Source organism: Sphingomonas sp. AAP5 (genome assembly GCF_004354345.1).
GTDB lineage: Bacteria > Pseudomonadota > Alphaproteobacteria > Sphingomonadales > Sphingomonadaceae > Sphingomonas > Sphingomonas glacialis.
Genome location: NZ_CP037913.1, coordinates 747,617 through 764,791, shown reverse-complemented (window position 1 = coordinate 764,791; position 17,175 = coordinate 747,617). Strand labels below are relative to the sequence as shown.

The following is a 17,175-nucleotide window of genomic DNA, read 5'->3' as shown; positions in this document are numbered from 1 at the left end:
GCGATCGCTGGCGTAAACCCGTCGAGCGCCGCATAACGCCGCGATGCTGTTCCTCACCCTGAAGGCGCTGATCTCGGGAGTCCTGATCGCGCTCGCCTCGACGCTCGCCAAACGCTACCCCGGTTTCGGGGCGCTGATCGCGTCGCTGCCGCTCGTCTCGGTGCTCGGGATGCTGTGGCTGTGGGGTGAGAAGCCCGATGCCGGCAACATGGCGGCGCACGTCCAGGCGACCTTCTGGTTCATCCTGCCCTCGCTGCCGATGTTCCTCGTCATCCCCGCATTGCTGCGCGCCGGGATCAGCTTCTGGCCCGCGCTCGGGCTTGGCTGCGCGCTGACGATCGCGCTGTACTTCGCGATGCTGGCGCTCGCCCCGCGGCTCGGGATCGCGCTCTAACCTGTACCTAGCCAAACGGACGCATTCAGCAACCATCGCTACGGTGACGCGTACTGTCCTGGTCTCGCCCGATCATCGGGCCGAAAGGACATTCCATGAAAATCACCCACCTCATCGCCGCCGGGCTCATGATCGCCGGTATCGGCGTCTCGACGACCGCTGCGTCGGCGCAGGGCCATCGCGACGACCGCCGCTACGAACAGCGCGGCGACCGCGGCTTCGGCCATCATGGCGACCGTGGCGACCGCAACTGGCGCGGTGACCGTGGCCGCCACAACGGCTGGAACAACCATCGTCGTTGCCGCACCGAATGGCGCCATCATCGCCGTATGACGGTCTGCCGCTAAGTTTGGTCGGGGGTGCCGCGTCTGCGGCGCCCCCGGCTCGTTCCGTCGTTCGTGACAGGATGTCATCTGGACGTCACATAGTCTTCACGCCATGGTGGGTATCGGCCCTTTCGTAGGGCCATCCATCAGGCGACGATCGGGAAAATCGTCTTCGCAAGCAGGCGTCTCCCGTGTCGATCCCAACCACTTCTCCCTTTGCAATCGCCGCACCGCTTCGGCTCGATGCGGTCCGCCAGCCCGGGCTGATCCCGGGTCGCTGGATCGCGCTGGGCTTTGCGCTGAGCGTGCTGTGCGTCGCCGCCTTGCTCTACGACGACGCGATGGTGATCGACCCATGGGCACCGAGCACGTTGCTGTTCGGCTTCGCCTTCGCGACGCTCGCCGCGATCCGCTTCCTCACGCGCAATCCGGCCACCAACGCGCACCGTATCGCGCGCGACCTCGCCGAGTCGGTCGGGCTGTTCATGGGGGTCGGGCTGCTCGGCGCGGTCGCGACCTATCCGCTTTCCGCCGACACGCACGGTTCGGTCGACGCGGTGCTGCAGCACATCGACCAGGCGCTCCATTTTGATTGGCTGGCTTTGTACCAGCTCGTCGCTTCGCACCGCTCGCTGCAGATCCTCGGCACGGCGGCGTATCAAAGCATCTTCGTCACGCCCGCGCTGATCCTCGGCCATTACGCGGTGAGCGGCAATCGCGCTGCGGCGCGCCGCTTCCTCGTCACCTTCTGGCTCGCCGCGGTGATCTCGCTGGTGCTGTTCCGCTATATTCCGGCGTTCGGGCCGCTGGCGACGCTGTGGCACGGCCCCGTGCCGTATCTGCCCGAGAGCGGGTTGTACGAGGCCGACCTGCTGCCGGCGCTGCGCAACCACATGCTGCACGAGGTCGATCTCGGTGCTCTTCGCGGATTGGTTTCGGCGCCGAGCTTCCACACCGTCAGCGCGGTGCTCTACATGGCGGCAGGATGGCGGATCGCGAGGTTGCGCTGGACCGTCGTCGTGCTGAACGGCGCGATGCTGCTGTCGACGCCGATCGAGGGAACCCACTATCTCGCCGACATGATCGCCGGTGCGGCGGTCGCGATCACCGCGCTGGTGGCGGTCGGCGTGCTGCGCCGCACGATGGCGGCGCGGGCTCGCGCTTAGGCTTCGACCGCCATCAGCGCGGCGTCGCTATATTTCGGATCGTTCGCCGCAAAGAGCGGGTTGGCGTCGAAATTGCGCTCGGTCAGGCCGACCCCGTTGAGGCCGGCGAGCTTGAACGTACCAAGCTTGAGTTCCTTGGGCGGCTTGCCGTCCCGCTCGAGCACGACGCCGTCGACGAACAGATCGTCATGCCGCGTATAGATGATGTGCGGCGCCAGCATGATGTCGGTGCGGTTGTACGTTGCACGCAGGCAGCGCTTGCGGACGATCGCTTCGAATACGGTTGGGACGGGACCGTTAGACATGGCAAACTCGCCTGATTGAAGGAACGTGTGACAACGCTGTACCAAAAATGGTGCGCTGCAACAAGCAACGATCGCGAAACCGAAAGTTTCCGCCGCCAGGCACGATCTGGCGCGCGGACGAAGGAACCGCGTCGTCGCGGATCGGTTCGCCTTGCTTCCCCCGGGCGCCAAACGTTAGGCAGAGCATCGTGACCGACGGACTCCCCCTCCCCCGCCGTTATCTGGCGATCGCCGCTATGTCGTTCGGTTCGGCGCTGGTCATCATCGATGGCGGCGTCGCCAATGTCGCGCTGCCGACCATCGCGCGCGACTTGCATGTCGACCAAAGCTCGGTCGTCGCGGTCGTCACGATCTACCAGGTCATGCTGGTGATGCTGATGCTGCCCTTTGCCGGTCTGGGCGAGCGCGTCGGTCTCAAGCGGATCTATCAGGGCGGGCAGCTGGTCTTCACCGTCGCGACCTTGCTGTGCTTCTTTGCCAAGAGCCTGCCCTTCCTGCTGCTCGTGCGTGCCGTCCAAGCGATCGGCGCGGCGGGCGTGCTGAGCGTCGCCTCGGCGCTTATCCGGCAAATCTACCCCGCCAATCAGCTCGGCCGCGGGCTCGGGATCAACTCGGTCGTCGTAACGAGCTCGGCGGCCGCTGCGCCGACGATCGGGGGGCTGGTGCTATCGGTCGCGCCGTGGCCGTGGGTGTTCGCCAGCGCGATCCCGTTCGCGATCGCCAGCCTCGCGCTCGGCAGCGCGATCCCCGCCCCCAAGCCCCGCGCGACGACCTTCGACGTCATCGGCGCGGTGATGTGCGCGGCGATGTTCGGGCTGATAATCGGCGGGCTCGAGACGATGGTGCATGGCGACAGCCCGGTGGTATCGGGCGCGATCGTCCTGCTCGGCATCGTCATCGGCTATTTCTTCGTGCGGCGCGAGAAAGGCGAGACCGACCCGATCCTGCCGATCGACCTGCTCGCGCGGCCGGTGCTGGCCTTGTCGGCGATCGGCGGGTTCACGGCCTTCACCGCGTCGATGACGCTGCTGATCTCGACGCCGTTCCGGCTGCATGCGCTGGGGTTTAGTGCAGCGGCGATCGGGGCGGCGATCGCGCCGTGGCCGCTGACCAACATGGTCGTCGCGCCACTGTCGGGGTTTCTGTCGGACCGCATCCCGGCCGGAATCCTCGGCGGGATCGGGATGGTGGTGTCGATCTGCGCGCTGCTGTTGCTCGCGGGTCTGCCCGCCGATCCGAGCTATTTCGACGTGGCGTGGCGGATGGCGCTGTGCGGATCGGGGTTCGGGCTGTTCCTGCCGCCCAATGCACGGCTGGTGGTCGGCTCGGCCCCGCGCGAGCGCGCCGCGGCGGCAGGCGGCCTGGTGTCGACGGTGCGGCTTGCCGGGCAGACAACCGGGGCGACCGTCGTCGCGCTACTGCTCGCGCTCCGTGTCGGCGAGGGGTTCGTGCCGCCCTTGGTATCGGTCGGGCTGGCGGTGATTGCCGGGCTGTGCAGCGTCGCGCGACTGCGCCCGTCGATCCGCAATCCGCAGACGGCCGAAGTTGCCGACGAAGTGCCGACGCTCAAGCAGGCGCGCTGAACCGCGACCGCACCCCGGCGAAGGCCGGGGCCAGTAACGAAGGTGGCAATGGCGGGCGCTTCTCTATCGAGTACGGCCATCGCAACTGGGCCCCGGCCTTCGCGGGGGACCGCAGAGGTCAGAACACCGCCTTCCCGTCGCCCCCGAGCATCGCTTGGCGCACCAAGGGGATCGGCGGCCCGCCATAGCGCAGGAACTGGTCGTGGAACGCCTTCCAACTCGCGCGGCCGCCATGCTGAGCGGTCCAGTCGGCGCGCAGCTTGCGGATCATCAGCTTGCCCATCGTGTAGTTGAGATAGGCCGGATCATACGTCCCCCGCGCCGATTGCTGCCGCGCGTTGCCCGCGTCCTGATAGCATTGCTCCTGGAACATTTTCAGCGAGTCGGCTTGCGTCATCGTTCCGGTGTGCATCCCGATCGACGAGAGATAGCGGCAATTGCGCAGCAGCGCGTTCGACAGCTGGCCGATATGCGTTTCCGCATCCCCCTTATGGAGCCCGGCCTCCCACATCATTTCCTCGGAATAATGCGCCCAGCCCTCGGCAAAGGCATAACCGACGAACAACCGCCCGAAGATTGACGGCGATGCGTTGGCATGGCGGAACTGCAGGAAATGCCCCGGCATCACTTCGTGCACCGTGGTGAACAGCAGATCCATCTTGCCGGGGATGAACCCGTCCTGCTCGGCCTTGCTCCACGCAGGGTCTGGCGGAGAGATATAATAGACCGAGGGAATGCCCTTCTCGAACGGCCCAGGCGGATCGATATACGCGCTGTTCTGGCGGTTATACGGCGGGCTCTCCTCGACCAATGCCTGTTCCTGGTCGGGGATCGTCACGATCTGGTTGGCGGTGACGAACGCGCGCAGTTCGGGGATCTGCTTGCGCGCTTCTGCGACGGGGTCGTTATTGGCGGGCTTGTTGGCGTTCATCTTCGCCATGCACGCCGGGATCGTCGCGCCGGGAGCGTAGGTCGCACACGCCTCGGCGAGCGCCTTCTGGTTGCGGAGCAGATCGGCCTTGCCCGCCGCCTCGAGCGTGGCGAGCGGCACGTCGACGCCTTCGGTCAGCTTGACCATCCGCGAAAAGCGATCGGGCCCGAGCGCGAAGTCCTGCGTCGCGGTGCCGCGCTGGCTCTCCACCCACGCGCCGAGATCGTGCATCGCCTTCGACGCGGCGGCGGCGGCCTTGTCGAACTCCTCCTGCAGCGCCGGGCTCTTCACCTCGGCGAAGGCCTTCTTCGCATCGCCGGTGTAGTAATCGCCGAAACCGTTGAACGCCGCGACGCCGAAATTGACGTAGCTCAGCGGCATCGGCGTCTTGAGGTTCGCCTTGATCTGCGCGGTCGCGTCGGGGATCTTGCGCAGGAAGGTGACCATCGCGCGCATCCGCGTCGGCGCATCGGTGTAATGGCGCGCGATATAGACGTTGGGGTCGAGACCGGCATTTACGTACCAGGCCGGGTTCTTGTGCGGGAAATCGGCATCCTCGAGCCAGAACAGTTTGCCCGAGGCGACCACCACCAGATAGTCGCGCTCGAACGCCTCGTCCTTGGTCAGCTTGGTCGCGTCGAACGCCTTGGCCTTGGCGATCGCCTCGCGGAAGAAATCGCCCTGCCGCTTGAGTCCGCCCGGCGTCCAGTCGCCCAAGCCCCCGTCGAAATCATGCCGTCCCTGATACACCGCATCGGCGGGCGAGATCTTGAACCAATCCTCGATGAAGGTGTCGCGAAAACTCTTCCAGTCGGTCGTCGGCAATGCGGCGAGCGGCGCCATCGTGCCCCGTGGCTCAGCCGACTGCGCCGAACACGACATCAACGCCAGACCCGCAATCCCCGCCAGCAAACCCTTGCGCATACCCATCCTTTGATTCGTTGGTCGCGCGAAGCTGGCAGCTTGTGGCCGATCGCGCCACCCCTGCGGAACGCCGAGCGTCTGCCATCGTTGAGCCTAGCGACATCTCAAGGAGCGCCCCGATGCCGTATATCAAGACTCGCGATGGTACCGATCTCTACGTCAAGGATTGGGGCAGCGGCCGCCCGGTCGTCCTGATCCACGGCTGGCCGCTCAGCTCGGATAGCTGGGACGCACAGGCGATGGCGCTTGCGGACGCCGGTTTCCGCGCGATCGCCTATGATCGCCGCGGCTTCGGGCGGTCGAGCCAGCCGTGGAGCGGCTATGATTACGACACGTTGACCGACGATCTCGCCGAAGTGCTCGAGCAGACCGGCGCGACCGAGGATGCGACGCTGGTCGGCTTCTCGATGGGCGGCGGCGAAGTCGCGCGCTACATGACGCGCCACGAGGGCAAGGGCGTCGTCGCTGCGGGCCTGATCGCCTCGGTCGTGCCGTACATGCTCAAGACCGAGGACAATCCGCACGGCGTTCCCGAGGACCAGCTCGCGAGCATCGGCGAAGGCATCAAGAAGGATCGCTACGGCTTCTTCCAGACTTTCCTCAAGCAGTTCCTCGGCATGGGCTTCATCTCGTCGCCGGTGAGCAGCGAGACGGTCGACTGGGCGTGGAGCCAGACAAATCTCGCCGGGCTCAAGCCGATCCTCGCCTGCGCGCAGTCGTTCGGCCACACCGACTTCCGTGGCGATCTGCCGGCGTTCCGCGTCCCGACACTGATCGTCCACGGCACGAGCGACCAGACCGTCCCGATCGACGCGACCGGACGTCAGGCGGCCAAGGGCATCTCCGGCTCGCAGCTGGTCGAATATGACGGCGCGCCTCATGGCCTGACGATTACCGAGAGCGATCGCTTCACCAACGACCTGCTGACGTTCTTGGGGAAATAAGCGGCTGCGGTGAACGAAAGCCCCTCCCCTGAAGGGGAGGGGCTTTAGGGCAGCGCTACTTGTCGAGCGGGACGATCACTTCGTCCTGATGCGCCACGCCGAGATCCTTGCGCGCAAGCTCATCAACCAGATCGGGATCGGCATGCCGCGGATCGAGCAGCTCGACGCGGTTCTTCAATTCGGTACGGTTGCGGTCCAGCATCGCGAGTTCGCGCTGCTTGACCGCCAACTGGCGCTCGATATCGCCATAGGCCAGCGCGCCGTTCGGCCCGAAGATCGCATACCCCCCGAAGAAGATACCGACGATCAGCAAAGCCGCCGGCGCAATCGCGCGGCGCAGCATCGGGCGGAGGGTTGAACGTTTCTTGACCACGGTCGCGACTCTGACTCATCGCGACTCGTGGATCAAGCCCGTATTTACCTCATGTTAAGCACGCAGGATGGAGCGACCGGCATACACGCCAGCCCCCTCGAGCTCCTCCTCGATGCGGATCAGCTGGTTGTACTTTGCAAGCCGGTCGGAGCGCGCGAGGCTGCCCGTCTTGATCTGCCCGCAATTGGTCGCGACAGCCAGATCGGCGATTGTCGAGTCCTCGGTCTCGCCCGAGCGGTGCGACATGACGGCGGTATAGCCCGCTCGTTGCGCCATCGATACGGCTTCGAGCGTTTCGGTCAGCGTACCGATCTGGTTCACCTTGACCAGCAGCGAGTTCGCCGTGCGGGTCTCGATGCCCTGCTTCAAGCGCTTCGGATTGGTCACGAAAAGGTCGTCGCCGACGAGCTGGACCTTGTCGGCGACCATGTCGGTGAGCGCTTTCCAGCCCTCCCAATCGTCTTCGCCCATACCGTCCTCGATCGAAAAAATCGGGTAGCGGCGCGTCAGGTCGGCGAGGTATTCGGCCATTTCGTGGCTGGAGAGGCTCTTGCCCTCGCCCGAAATCTCATACTTGCCGTTCTTGTAGAACTCGGTCGCGGCGCAATCGAGTGCCAGCATCACGTCGTCGCCCGGCGTGTAGCCTGCGGTTTCGATCGAGCGCAGGATGAATTCGATCGCTTCGTTGGTCGAGGCGATGTTGGGCGCAAAGCCGCCTTCGTCGCCGACCGACGTCGCCAGACCCTTGTCGTGCAGCGCCTTCTTGAGCGTATGGAAGATTTCCGACCCGCAGCGCACCGCCTCGATCATCGAGGTCGCGCCGACCGGGACGATCATGAATTCCTGGAAGTCGATCGGGTTGTCGGCATGCTCGCCGCCGTTGATGATGTTCATCATCGGCACCGGCAGGACATGCGCCGAAACACCGCCGACATAGCGATAGAGCGGCAACGTGCGCGCATCCGCCGCGGCCTTGGCGACCGCGAGGCTGACGCCGAGGATCGCGTTGGCGCCCAGGCGGCTCTTGTTCTCGGTGCCGTCGAGCTCGATCATCACCTGGTCGATTTCGCGCTGATCCTCGGCCTCGAGGCCCATCACCGCGTCGGCGATCTCGCCATTCACGCCGTCGATCGCGTCCTCGACGCCCTTGCCGCCCCAGCGGCTCTTGTCGCCGTCGCGCTTCTCGACCGCTTCGTGTGCGCCGGTCGAGGCGCCCGACGGCACCGCGGCGCGGCCGAAGCTGCCATCTTCGAGCATCACATCGACTTCGACGGTCGGATTGCCGCGACTGTCGAGGATCGTGCGGGCATGAATGTCGATGATTGCGGTCACGGAACGATCCTTCTAACGATATGGACGAGCGGTTCGCGCGTGCCTCTACCGGCTATCACGCGCCGCGGCAATTCGCGTGGATCTGATGGAACCGGCGGATACGCTGACCGGTTATCTTGTTTCGATATTCCAACGAAGGGCGCTTGTCATGGCTACCACCTCCGATTCCACCACTGCACACGACCATCTCGACGCAGCCAAGGACGCCGCGAAGACCGCGACCGACGAGGCCGTCAAGGCGACGTCGACCGCATCGCAGCTGTTGAAGGACAGCGCGAGCAAGATCGGCAAGGAAGCCGTCGATCGCGCGAAGAGCTATGCCGAGGACGGCAAGGCCCGCGCTGGCGGTGCGCTCGATGAAGTCGTCAAGATGATCAACGATGCCGCGGGCACGGTCGACGAAAAGCTCGGCGAGCAATACGGCGCCTATGCCCGTACCGCCGCGACCAAGGTCTCGGATTTCTCCGAAGGCCTCAAGGCCAAGCAGCTCGACGATCTGATCGAGGACGCGCGCGACTTCGTCCAGAAGAGCCCGGCGGTCGCGATCGGCACCGCAGCGGCGGTCGGTTTCGTGCTCGTCCGCCTGTTGCAGGCCGGGCTCGCCGCCGATCGTGACGACAAGGCTTGAGCGTAAGCGTTTCGGGGGCACCGATGAAGGACAGAGCTAGCTCGGGCGTGGTGGCCGACGAAGGGATCGCCACCCTGCTCTCCCGCGTCGTCGGCGACGCGCAGGACGTCGTTCGCAGTGAGATCGACTTGCAGAAGGCCAAGGTCGGCGCAAAGGTCGGCCAGGCCAAGAGCGGCGTCGTGCTGATCGTGGTCGCGCTGCTGCTCGCGAGCCTTGGCTCGACCGCGCTGGTCGTCGGCTTGCTGATGATCCTGACGCCGCTCATCGGGCCGGTCGCGGCAACCGCGATCGTGGCTGGCATTCCGCTCGTGCTCGCCGGCCTGCTCGGGTTTCTCGCGACCCGCCACCTAAAGCGGACCTTCGGATCTGCGGAGACGATCGCATGACCGGTCTCGATCCGAAAGTCGCGCTGGCCCAGGCCCGCTCGGATGCGGCACGCGCCCGACTGTCGACGACGGTCAGCGCGTTGCAGCACAAGGCCAGCCCGCAAGTGATGGCGCAGGATGTCGCCGACACGATCAAGGAGCGCGGCATGGAAGCGATGGCGGTCGCGGTCGATACCGCCAAGCGCCAGCCGGTGCCGGTCGGCGTCGGGCTCGGGCTGCTCGGCCTGTTCCTCGCGCGTGGACCGATCGCAAAGCTGATCCGTCGCGCAACCGCTTCAAAGACCGAGAGTTAATCGCTCGCCACCCCATGACACAGAGGATCCCAGCGATGAAAGATGCCCACCCCCACGCCACATCCTCGAGCAAGCCGACGAGCGTCGAGTCGGTACGCGCGAGTGCGAGCCATGCGCTCGATACGACGACCGCTTCGGTCCGCGATCTGACCGGCAAGGCCGCAAGCGGGATCGAAGCCAATCCGATGTCGGCGCTCGTCGGCGGGATCGCGCTCGGCGCGGTCGTCGCGGCGTTCGTCCCGCGCACCGCGCAGGAGGCGCGCTTGCTCTCAACGGTCGGCCAGCGGCTGAGCAACACCGCATACGGCGCTGTCGATGCGGCGAAGGATACTGCGAAGTCCGAGCTCGGCGTGCTCGGCCTGTCGCGTGATTCAGCGCGCGATCAAGCCTCGCGTATCCTCGAGGGCGTGATCAAGGCGATCTCGACCGCAGCGCTCGCCGCGCTGACCGCCGCCAACGACACGTCGGCGGCCAAAAAGGCGCCAACGGGCGAATAATCCCGCCTCTACGGTTCCCGAAGGCGTGGTTCGCGACTAGGACGTCGCGAACCACGCCTTTTTATTTCGGGAAACCGCACATGAGCAAGCTCCACCTCGTCTTCGGCGGCCGCGTCGCTGATCCGCGCACGCTCGACTTCGACGATCTGTCGTCGATCGATATCGTCGGGGTGTTTCCGGATTATGCCAGCGCCGAAAAGGCCTGGCGCGCGGCCGCGCAGCGGACCGTCGACGACGCCGAGATGAAGTATGTCGTCGTGCATCTGCACCGGCTGCTGCAGCCGGACCTGCTCGCACCGGGAGCGTGAGCTATGTCCCTTTCCCGCTTGCGGGAGAGGGTGGCCGAGCGCCGCGAGGTCGGGTGAGGGCTGTATGCGAACAGCACTGCCCTCACCCCGCGCCGCCTTCGGCGTCTACCCCTCTCCCGCAAGCGGGAGAGGGAGATAATCAGATAAACTCGATCTTCGAGACGACGTAGTAGCGGTCGCCCGACGGCACCGTCACTTCGACCTCGTCCTCGAGCTTGCGCCCGATCAGCGCGCGCCCGAGCGGCGAGTTGTACGAGATCCGGCCGCCCTTGGCATCGGCCTCGGTCTGGCCGACGATCTGATATTTGACCGGCTTGTCGTCCTCGTCGAGCAGCGTCACGGTCGCGCCGAACACCACCTTGTCGCCCGACAGATCCTTGGGATCGATGACCTGCGCGCGCGCAAGCTTGTCCTCGATGTCGCTGATCGACGCTTCGATCTGGCCCTGGCGCTCCTTGGCTGCGTGATATTCGGCGTTCTCCGAGAGATCGCCATGCGCACGCGCTTCCTCGATCGCGTCGACGATGGTCGGACGCTCCGCCTTAAGCCGTTTCAGATCTGCATTGAGCCGGTCATGACCCTCTTGCAGCATCGGCATCTTTTCGACGGTAGCCATCCCTCTTCGTCCTTCGTCTTCAAAATTCCCCGGTTGGCCGACCCGCCCTGGGCCCGCCCGCACGATGTTATGATGTGGGGAATTACTTGTGCGAGTGCGAATAATAGGATTGCAGCGGCCGTACTTCAAGGCTGCGTGTCGAAAGCGCGACGATTGCCTGTGCCGCCTCGACGCTTGCCGGCGCCGTGGTGAAGTACGGAATTTTCTGCGCGAGCGCCGAGCCGCGGATCGGCGAGCTGTCCTTGAGGCTCTGCCACCCCTCGGTGGTGTTGAAGATCAGGTCGATCCCGCCATCCTTGATCCGGTCGACGATGTGCGGCCGCCCCTGCGCCACCTTGTTGACGCGCTCGACCGTAACGCCGTTTTCGGTCAGGTAATCAGCGGTCCCGCCGGTCGCGACGATCGTGAAGCCATGCGCGGAGAGCGCGCGCACGCCCGGCAGGATGACCGGCTTGTCGCCGTCCTTGACGCTGACGAACAACGCGCCGCTCTTGGGCAGCACGGTCCCTGCCCCCAATTGCGACTTGGCGAAGGCGAGCGTGAAATCGGGATCGATTCCCATCACTTCGCCCGTGCTCTTCATTTCGGGTGACAGGACAGGATCGACACCGGGGAAGCGGTTGAACGGGAAGACGGCTTCCTTGACCGCGTAATAGTCGATGTGGCGGTCGATCTTGGGCAGGTCGGCGAGCTTCTCGCCCGCCATTACGCGTGCGGCGATCTTGGCGATCGGCGCGCCGATCGCTTTGGCGACGAACGGCACGGTGCGCGAGGCTCGAGGGTTGACCTCGATGAGATAGACGAGGCCGTCCTTGACCGCGAACTGGATGTTCATCAGCCCGACCACCGACAGCGCCTTGGCGAGCGCGATGGTCTGCCGCTCGATCTCGGCGATGATCTCAGGCGAGAGCGAGTAAGGCGGGATCGAGCAAGCGCTGTCCCCCGAATGGACGCCGGCTTCCTCGATATGCTGGAGCACGCCTGCGACCGTCACGTCGGTGCCATCGGAGATCGCATCGACATCGACTTCGATCGCGTCGCGCAGATACTGGTCGATGAGCACGGGCGATTCGCCCGACACCTGCACCGCGGTCTGGATATATTCCTCGAGCTGCGGACGCCCGTCGACGATCTCCATCGCGCGGCCACCGAGCACATAGCTCGGGCGCATCAGCACGGGATAGCCGATCCGCTCGGCAGCAACGATCGCCTCCTCGCGGCTGCGCGCGAGGCCGTTGGCGGGCTGGCGCAGGCCGAGCTTGTTGATGAGGGCGGCGAACCGCTCGCGGTCCTCGGCGAGATCGATCGCGTCGGGGCTAGTGCCGAGGATCGGGATTCCGGCATCCTGCAGCGCTTGCGCGAGGTTGAGCGGGGTCTGCCCGCCGAACTGGACGATCACGCCGTGGAGCGTCCCGTTCGACATCTCGACGTGCAGGATCTCGAGCACGTCTTCGGCGGTCAGCGGCTCGAAATACAAGCGGTCGGAGGTGTCGTAATCGGTCGACACCGTTTCCGGGTTGCAGTTGACCATGATCGTCTCATAGCCCGCGTCACCCAGCGCGAAGCAGGCGTGGCAGCAGCAATAGTCGAACTCGATCCCCTGCCCGATCCGGTTCGGACCGCCGCCGAGGATGACGACCTTTTTCCGGTCGGTCGGCTGGCTCTCGCATTCGGGTTCGCCGAAGCTCGGGGCTTCGTAGGTCGAATACATATAGGGCGTCTTGGCGTCGAACTCGGCCGCGCAAGTGTCGATCCGCTTGAACACCGGGCGGACGCCGAGCTTGTGGCGCGCCGCGCGCACCTCGGCCTCGGTCGTGCCGCCAGTCATCATCTGGACGACGTCGTGGATCAGCCCGCCGCGCGCAGTGCCGCGCTCGCGCAAATTCGCCGATTGCAGCGCGAGGAAGGCGAGGCGCTTGTCGCTGAAGCCCATCGCCTTCAGGCGCCGCATCCCCGCCGCATCGCGCGGCAAGCCATCGGTGCAGACCTCATTTTCGGCCGCGACGATCTCGGCGATGCGCTCGAGGAACCACGGGTCGTATTTGGCGAGCGCGTGCACCTCGGCAACCGAGAAACCCTCGCGCAGCGCCTGCGCCGCGACGAGCAGCCGGTCGGGGGTCGCGATCGACAGCGCCGCCTCGATCTCCTCGCGCGGGGCACCGGCGAGGCGATCGACGATGTTGAAGCCCGAGAGACCCGTCTCGAGCCCGCGGAGTGCCTTCTGCATCGATTCATGGATGTTGCGGCCGATCGCCATCACTTCGCCGACCGACTTCATCGCGGTCGACAGCACGGCTTCGGCGCCCTTGAACTTCTCGAAGGCGAAGCGCGGGATCTTGGTCACGACGTAATCGATCGTCGGTTCGAACGATGCCGGCGTCGCGCCGGTAATGTCGTTGGTGATCTCGTCGAGCGTGTAGCCGACCGCGAGCTTGGCGGCGACCTTGGCGATCGGGAAGCCCGTCGCCTTCGATGCGAGCGCAGAGGAACGCGACACGCGCGGGTTCATCTCGATCACGATCAGGCGCCCGTCCTTGGGGTTGACCGCGAACTGGACGTTCGAGCCCCCGGTCTCGACGCCGATCTCGCGCAGGCACGCGATGCTCGCGTTGCGCATGATCTGATATTCCTTGTCGGTCAGCGTCAGCGCGGGCGCGACGGTGATCGAGTCGCCGGTGTGGACGCCCATCGGATCGACATTCTCAATGGAACAAATGATGATGCAATTGTCGGCGCGGTCGCGCACGACTTCCATCTCATATTCCTTCCAGCCGATCAGCGATTCCTCGATCAGCACTTCGCTGGTCGGCGAAAGGTCGAGCCCGCTGCGTACAATCGCGAGGAATTCCTCGCGATTGTACGCGATGCCGCCGCCCGAGCCGCCCATCGTGAAGCTCGGGCGGATGATGGCGGGCAGCCCGGTGCGCTCCAACCCGGCGAGCGCCTCCTCGACGGTGTGCGCGATCGCCGAGCGCGCGGATTCGAGACCGATCTTGGTCATCGCATCCTTGAACTTGAGTCGGTCCTCGGCCTTGTCGATCGCCTCGGCATCGGCGCCGATCATCTCGACATTGTATTTCGCGAGCGTGCCGTCGTTGAACAGAGCGAGCGCGGTGTTGAGCGCGGTCTGCCCGCCCATCGTCGGCAGCAGCGCCATCACGTCGTTCGGGCGCGCCGCGACTTCCTTGGCGATGATCTTCGCCACGATCTCGGGCGTGATCGGCTCGATATAGGTCGCGCCCTCGGCCTCGCTCCAGCCGACCAGCTCGGGGTCGGTCATGATCGTCGCCGGGTTCGAGTTGACCAGGACAATGCGATAGCCCTCCTCGCGCAGCGCCTTGATCGCCTGCGTGCCCGAATAATCGAACTCGCACGCCTGGCCGATGACGATCGGCCCCGCGCCGATGACGAGGATGGTGGTGATGTCGGTGCGTTTTGGCATGTCAGCTCATCAGTCCGGTTTCGGCGGTGCAACCCCAGCCGTCATATTCCACGTCGTAGATCAGTTCGATCTGCAGGCAGCGCTTGGTCAGCGCACGGATCGCGGCTTCGTCCGAAGTCTGCTCGCAGCCGAGGAAGAGCGAGATTTCGCCCTCCTCATCCTCTTCGCGCTCGATCACTTCGAAGCCGAGTTCCTCGGCATCCTCCTCGAGCCGGTCGAGCGCCGGCTCGGACCCACGGAAGCTCACGTCCACGGCGCGGACGATATCCGAACGATCGCCATTCTCGGCGAGGCTGGCGAGCACCTCCTTGTCGGCGCTCCATTCTTCTTCGAGCCGGGCGGGATCGACGTCTGGGAGGGTCATGATGAAACCTTCTGAGAATAAGCCGATGCTAAAACATCGGAAGTTTGAGGCAGACCGCTTATTTGCTTTTCAGCAACGCTATTAGCGAGATGATCGCGGCACAGACCGCGATCCAATCGCTTCTTGAGACGGCAGCAATCCGCGAAGCAATAGTCTTTGGAGCACGTTCTCTTCTGAAAAGAGTGGCCGCCTCGACGCCGGCGCCTCTGATGAGAAACCGCGTCTCTCCATCAAAAATCATCTTACCATATTGAAGGCGCTCGAAGTCAGGGCCAACCATCTGCATCCACGTGGCTTGATAAGTAATCGCGTGGCGTTCGGCGACTTGTTCCAGTTGCACCGCCCCCAAGCCCGGCGGTTCCTGCTCATCAGCGACCGCGATCAAAAGAGCCTCGCGAAAGGTTATATAATCGTGGTCTCCATAAACCATCACAGCATTCCCACGAACTTCTCGAACAGATACAGGCTGTCCTGCGGGCCGGGGCTCGCCTCGGGGTGGTATTGCACGCTGAAGGCGGGGCGGTCGGTCAGCTCCAGGCCGGCGTTCGAGCCATCGAACAGCGAGACGTGCGTCTCGCGCACGCTCGCCGGCAGGCTCGCGCGCTCGACTGCGAAGCCGTGGTTCATCGAGGTGATCTCGACCGCGCCATCGGACAAACGCTGCACCGGATGGTTGGCGCCGCGATGGCCCTGGAACATCTTGGTGGTGGTCGCGCCGACCGCGAGGCCGAGCAGCTGATGGCCGAGGCAAATGCCGAACAGCGGCTTGCCGGTCTCGAGCAGCTGCCGGATCACGGGGACGGCGTAGATGCCGGTCGCGGCGGGGTCGCCCGGGCCGTTCGACAGGAAGATGCCGTCGGGCTCGAGCGCCATCACTTCGTCGAAGGTCGCGCCTGCGGGGACGACCGAGACGTCGGCGCCGGCGGCGACGAGGTTGCGGAAAATGTTGCGCTTCGAGCCGTAGTCGATCGCGACGACGTGGGGGCGCTTGGGTGCAGGTTTCTCGACTTCGCTCGAAACGAACGGCTGGAGAGACGTGCTCGCGTCCGCGTTGAGCGGCGCACTCTCTTCTCCGTTCGTGTCGAGCGAAGTCGAGACACCGCTCTCCCCGTACCCCGCGCCCAGATTCCACACGCCGCCGGCCCAGCCGTAATCCATCGCGGTCGTCACTTCGATCGCGAGGTCCATCCCCTCCAGCCCAGGCCACGCCTGCGCTTGCGCAAGCAGCGCAGGAATGTCGAACACGCCATCCGCGGCATGCGCGATCACCGCATTCGGCGCGCCACCGCTACGGATCCGCCGCGTGAGAGCCCGCGTATCGACGCCCGACAGCCCGATCCGCCCGTGCTTCGCCATCCACGCATCGAGCCGCTCGACGCTGCGGAAGTTGCTCGGGCCCGTCACGTCCTCACGCACGATCATGCCGAGCGCGTGGGGGTTGTCGGCCTCGATATCGTCGGCATTGGCGCCGACATTGCCGATATGCGGAAAGGTGAAGGTGACCATCTGCCCGGCAAAGCTCGGGTCGGTCATAATCTCCTGATAGCCCGTCATCGCGGTGTGGAAGCACACCTCGCCGACCGCCGCCCCTTGTGCGCCGAAGCCACGGCCCCACACGACCTCGCCGCTGGAGAGCACCAGCACGCCGGTGGCGCCTTCAGGAGCCTTGGACGCGGTCGTAGGATAGGCGTCGGCCATTGCGGCGGGCACTCCGTGTTAATTGTCGATGTCGCTAAGGGGCGGGAACTAGAAGTGCTCGGCCCCGAGGTCAATCTGATAAACGGGGCGTCGATCGGATAAACCCGCTAGGGTCTCCGCCACACGAAAAGGACCCGTAATGATTCGCGACGACATCAAGGCTGCCCTCATCACCGCGATGAAGGGCGGCGACAAGGCGACCACCGCCACCCTCCGCCTCGTCCAGAGCGCGATCAAGAATCGCGACATCGAGGCACGTACCGGCAAGGCGCCCGACGATGACGACGCGCTGGTGGTCGAAGTGCTGCAGAAGATGGTCAAGCAGCGCCGCGAGTCGATCGAGATGTTCGTCAAGGGCGGGCGCCAGGAACTGGCCGATGGCGAAGCGGCCGAGGTCGCGGTGATCGAGCGCTTCCTTCCGACGCAGATGGACGAAGCGGCAACTGCGGCGGCGATCGAGGCGATCAAGGCCGAGCTGGGGGCGACCGGCATGAAGGACATGGGCCGCGTAATGGCCGAGCTGAAGGCGCGCCATGCGACGACGCTCGATATGAGCAAGGCGAGCGCGGCGGTGAAGGCGGCGCTTTCGTAATCCTCGACGGGAGGACGCGCTCCTCCACCGTTCGTTTCGAGCGAAGTCGAGAAACCGGCGACGGCGCTCGACA

20 protein-coding genes are annotated in these 17,175 nt (G+C 65.2%); 11 read left to right on the top strand and 9 right to left on the bottom strand.

The window, feature by feature from the left end:
* The first annotated feature begins 43 nt into the window (after positions 1-43).
* The 3 genes from E2E30_RS03500 (at position 44) to E2E30_RS03490 (ending at position 1,886) form a co-directional block, all read left to right on the top strand.
* On the top strand, positions 44-394 hold the full coding sequence (locus tag E2E30_RS03500) for a DUF3147 family protein (RefSeq protein ID WP_133187295.1): 351 nt from the start codon (positions 44-46) through the stop codon (positions 392-394).
* Between the two features lie 95 nt (positions 395-489).
* Entirely contained in the window at positions 490-741 is a 252-nt protein-coding gene (locus E2E30_RS03495; RefSeq protein WP_133187293.1) for a hypothetical protein, read from the top strand.
* A 170-nt stretch (positions 742-911) separates the two neighbouring features.
* A complete protein-coding gene (locus E2E30_RS03490; RefSeq protein WP_240699020.1) occupies positions 912-1,886 on the top strand; it encodes a phosphatase PAP2 family protein in 975 nt (324 codons plus the stop codon).
* On the opposite strand, the gene E2E30_RS03485 is transcribed toward E2E30_RS03490, so the two are convergent.
* Complete coding sequence (locus tag E2E30_RS03485) at positions 1,883-2,191, bottom strand: hypothetical protein (RefSeq protein WP_133187291.1); 309 nt, start codon at positions 2,189-2,191, stop codon at positions 1,883-1,885. The genes E2E30_RS03490 and E2E30_RS03485 overlap by 4 nt on opposite strands.
* 188 nt (positions 2,192-2,379) lie before the next feature.
* On the opposite strand from E2E30_RS03485, the gene E2E30_RS03480 reads away from it, so the two are divergent.
* Positions 2,380-3,774 (top strand): MFS transporter, encoded by a 1,395-nt coding sequence (locus E2E30_RS03480; protein ID WP_133187289.1) that lies wholly within the window; start codon positions 2,380-2,382, stop codon positions 3,772-3,774.
* A gap of 118 nt (positions 3,775-3,892) precedes the next feature.
* On the opposite strand, the gene E2E30_RS03475 is transcribed toward E2E30_RS03480, so the two are convergent.
* Positions 3,893-5,629 (bottom strand): DUF885 domain-containing protein, encoded by a 1,737-nt coding sequence (locus tag E2E30_RS03475; RefSeq protein ID WP_133187287.1) that lies wholly within the window; start codon positions 5,627-5,629, stop codon positions 3,893-3,895.
* Between the two features lie 119 nt (positions 5,630-5,748).
* On the opposite strand from E2E30_RS03475, the gene E2E30_RS03470 reads away from it, so the two are divergent.
* Positions 5,749-6,573, top strand: a complete 825-nt coding sequence (locus tag E2E30_RS03470; RefSeq protein WP_133187285.1) for an alpha/beta fold hydrolase — start codon at positions 5,749-5,751, stop codon at positions 6,571-6,573.
* A gap of 55 nt (positions 6,574-6,628) precedes the next feature.
* On the opposite strand, the gene E2E30_RS03465 is transcribed toward E2E30_RS03470, so the two are convergent.
* Both E2E30_RS03465 and eno read right to left on the bottom strand, forming a co-directional pair.
* Positions 6,629-6,916 (bottom strand): FtsB family cell division protein, encoded by a 288-nt coding sequence (locus E2E30_RS03465; RefSeq protein WP_133187283.1) that lies wholly within the window; start codon positions 6,914-6,916, stop codon positions 6,629-6,631.
* 84 nt (positions 6,917-7,000) lie between these two features.
* Positions 7,001-8,278, bottom strand: a complete 1,278-nt coding sequence (eno, locus tag E2E30_RS03460) for a phosphopyruvate hydratase (protein WP_133187281.1) — start codon at positions 8,276-8,278, stop codon at positions 7,001-7,003.
* Between the two features lie 148 nt (positions 8,279-8,426).
* On the opposite strand from eno, the gene E2E30_RS03455 reads away from it, so the two are divergent.
* From E2E30_RS03455 to E2E30_RS03435, 5 genes are all read left to right on the top strand, one after another.
* Positions 8,427-8,906 (top strand): hypothetical protein, encoded by a 480-nt coding sequence (locus E2E30_RS03455; protein ID WP_133187279.1) that lies wholly within the window; start codon positions 8,427-8,429, stop codon positions 8,904-8,906.
* Positions 8,907-8,929: 23 nt separating this feature from the next.
* A complete protein-coding gene (locus E2E30_RS03450) occupies positions 8,930-9,292 on the top strand; it encodes a phage holin family protein (protein ID WP_240699019.1) in 363 nt (120 codons plus the stop codon).
* Positions 9,289-9,585: a DUF3618 domain-containing protein gene (locus tag E2E30_RS03445; RefSeq protein ID WP_133187277.1), complete on the top strand. Its 297-nt coding sequence runs from the start codon at positions 9,289-9,291 to the stop codon at positions 9,583-9,585. Before E2E30_RS03450 ends, E2E30_RS03445 begins: the two co-directional genes overlap by 4 nt.
* Before the next feature lie 35 nt (positions 9,586-9,620).
* Entirely contained in the window at positions 9,621-10,082 is a 462-nt protein-coding gene (locus E2E30_RS03440) for a hypothetical protein (protein WP_240699018.1), read from the top strand.
* Between the two features lie 80 nt (positions 10,083-10,162).
* The gene (locus E2E30_RS03435) at positions 10,163-10,390 is read left to right on the top strand and encodes a DUF4170 domain-containing protein (RefSeq protein ID WP_133187273.1); all 228 of its coding nucleotides are present in this window, start codon (positions 10,163-10,165) and stop codon (positions 10,388-10,390) included.
* Positions 10,391-10,529: 139 nt separating this feature from the next.
* On the opposite strand, the gene greA is transcribed toward E2E30_RS03435, so the two are convergent.
* The 5 genes from greA to carA form a co-directional block, all read right to left on the bottom strand.
* Positions 10,530-11,006, bottom strand: a complete 477-nt coding sequence (gene greA / locus E2E30_RS03430; RefSeq protein ID WP_133187271.1) for a transcription elongation factor GreA — start codon at positions 11,004-11,006, stop codon at positions 10,530-10,532.
* 82 nt (positions 11,007-11,088) lie between these two features.
* Positions 11,089-14,448 carry a carbamoyl-phosphate synthase large subunit gene (gene carB, locus E2E30_RS03425; protein WP_133187269.1) on the bottom strand — a complete coding sequence of 1,120 codons (3,360 nt, stop codon included), beginning with the start codon at positions 14,446-14,448 and terminating at the stop codon, positions 11,089-11,091.
* Position 14,449: 1 nt separating this feature from the next.
* Positions 14,450-14,812, bottom strand: a complete 363-nt coding sequence (locus E2E30_RS03420; RefSeq protein WP_133187267.1) for a ribonuclease E inhibitor RraB — start codon at positions 14,810-14,812, stop codon at positions 14,450-14,452.
* Positions 14,813-14,870: 58 nt separating this feature from the next.
* The gene (locus E2E30_RS03415) at positions 14,871-15,242 is read right to left on the bottom strand and encodes a hypothetical protein (protein WP_133187265.1); all 372 of its coding nucleotides are present in this window, start codon (positions 15,240-15,242) and stop codon (positions 14,871-14,873) included.
* Positions 15,242-16,510 carry a glutamine-hydrolyzing carbamoyl-phosphate synthase small subunit gene (gene carA / locus E2E30_RS03410; RefSeq protein WP_133187263.1) on the bottom strand — a complete coding sequence of 423 codons (1,269 nt, stop codon included), beginning with the start codon at positions 16,508-16,510 and terminating at the stop codon, positions 15,242-15,244. Before carA ends, E2E30_RS03415 begins: the two co-directional genes overlap by 1 nt.
* A 139-nt stretch (positions 16,511-16,649) precedes the next feature.
* Here carA and E2E30_RS03405 point away from each other — a divergent pair, with 139 nt between their 5' ends.
* Complete coding sequence (locus E2E30_RS03405; RefSeq protein ID WP_133187261.1) at positions 16,650-17,102, top strand: GatB/YqeY domain-containing protein; 453 nt, start codon at positions 16,650-16,652, stop codon at positions 17,100-17,102.
* The last annotated feature ends 73 nt before the right edge of the window (positions 17,103-17,175 follow it).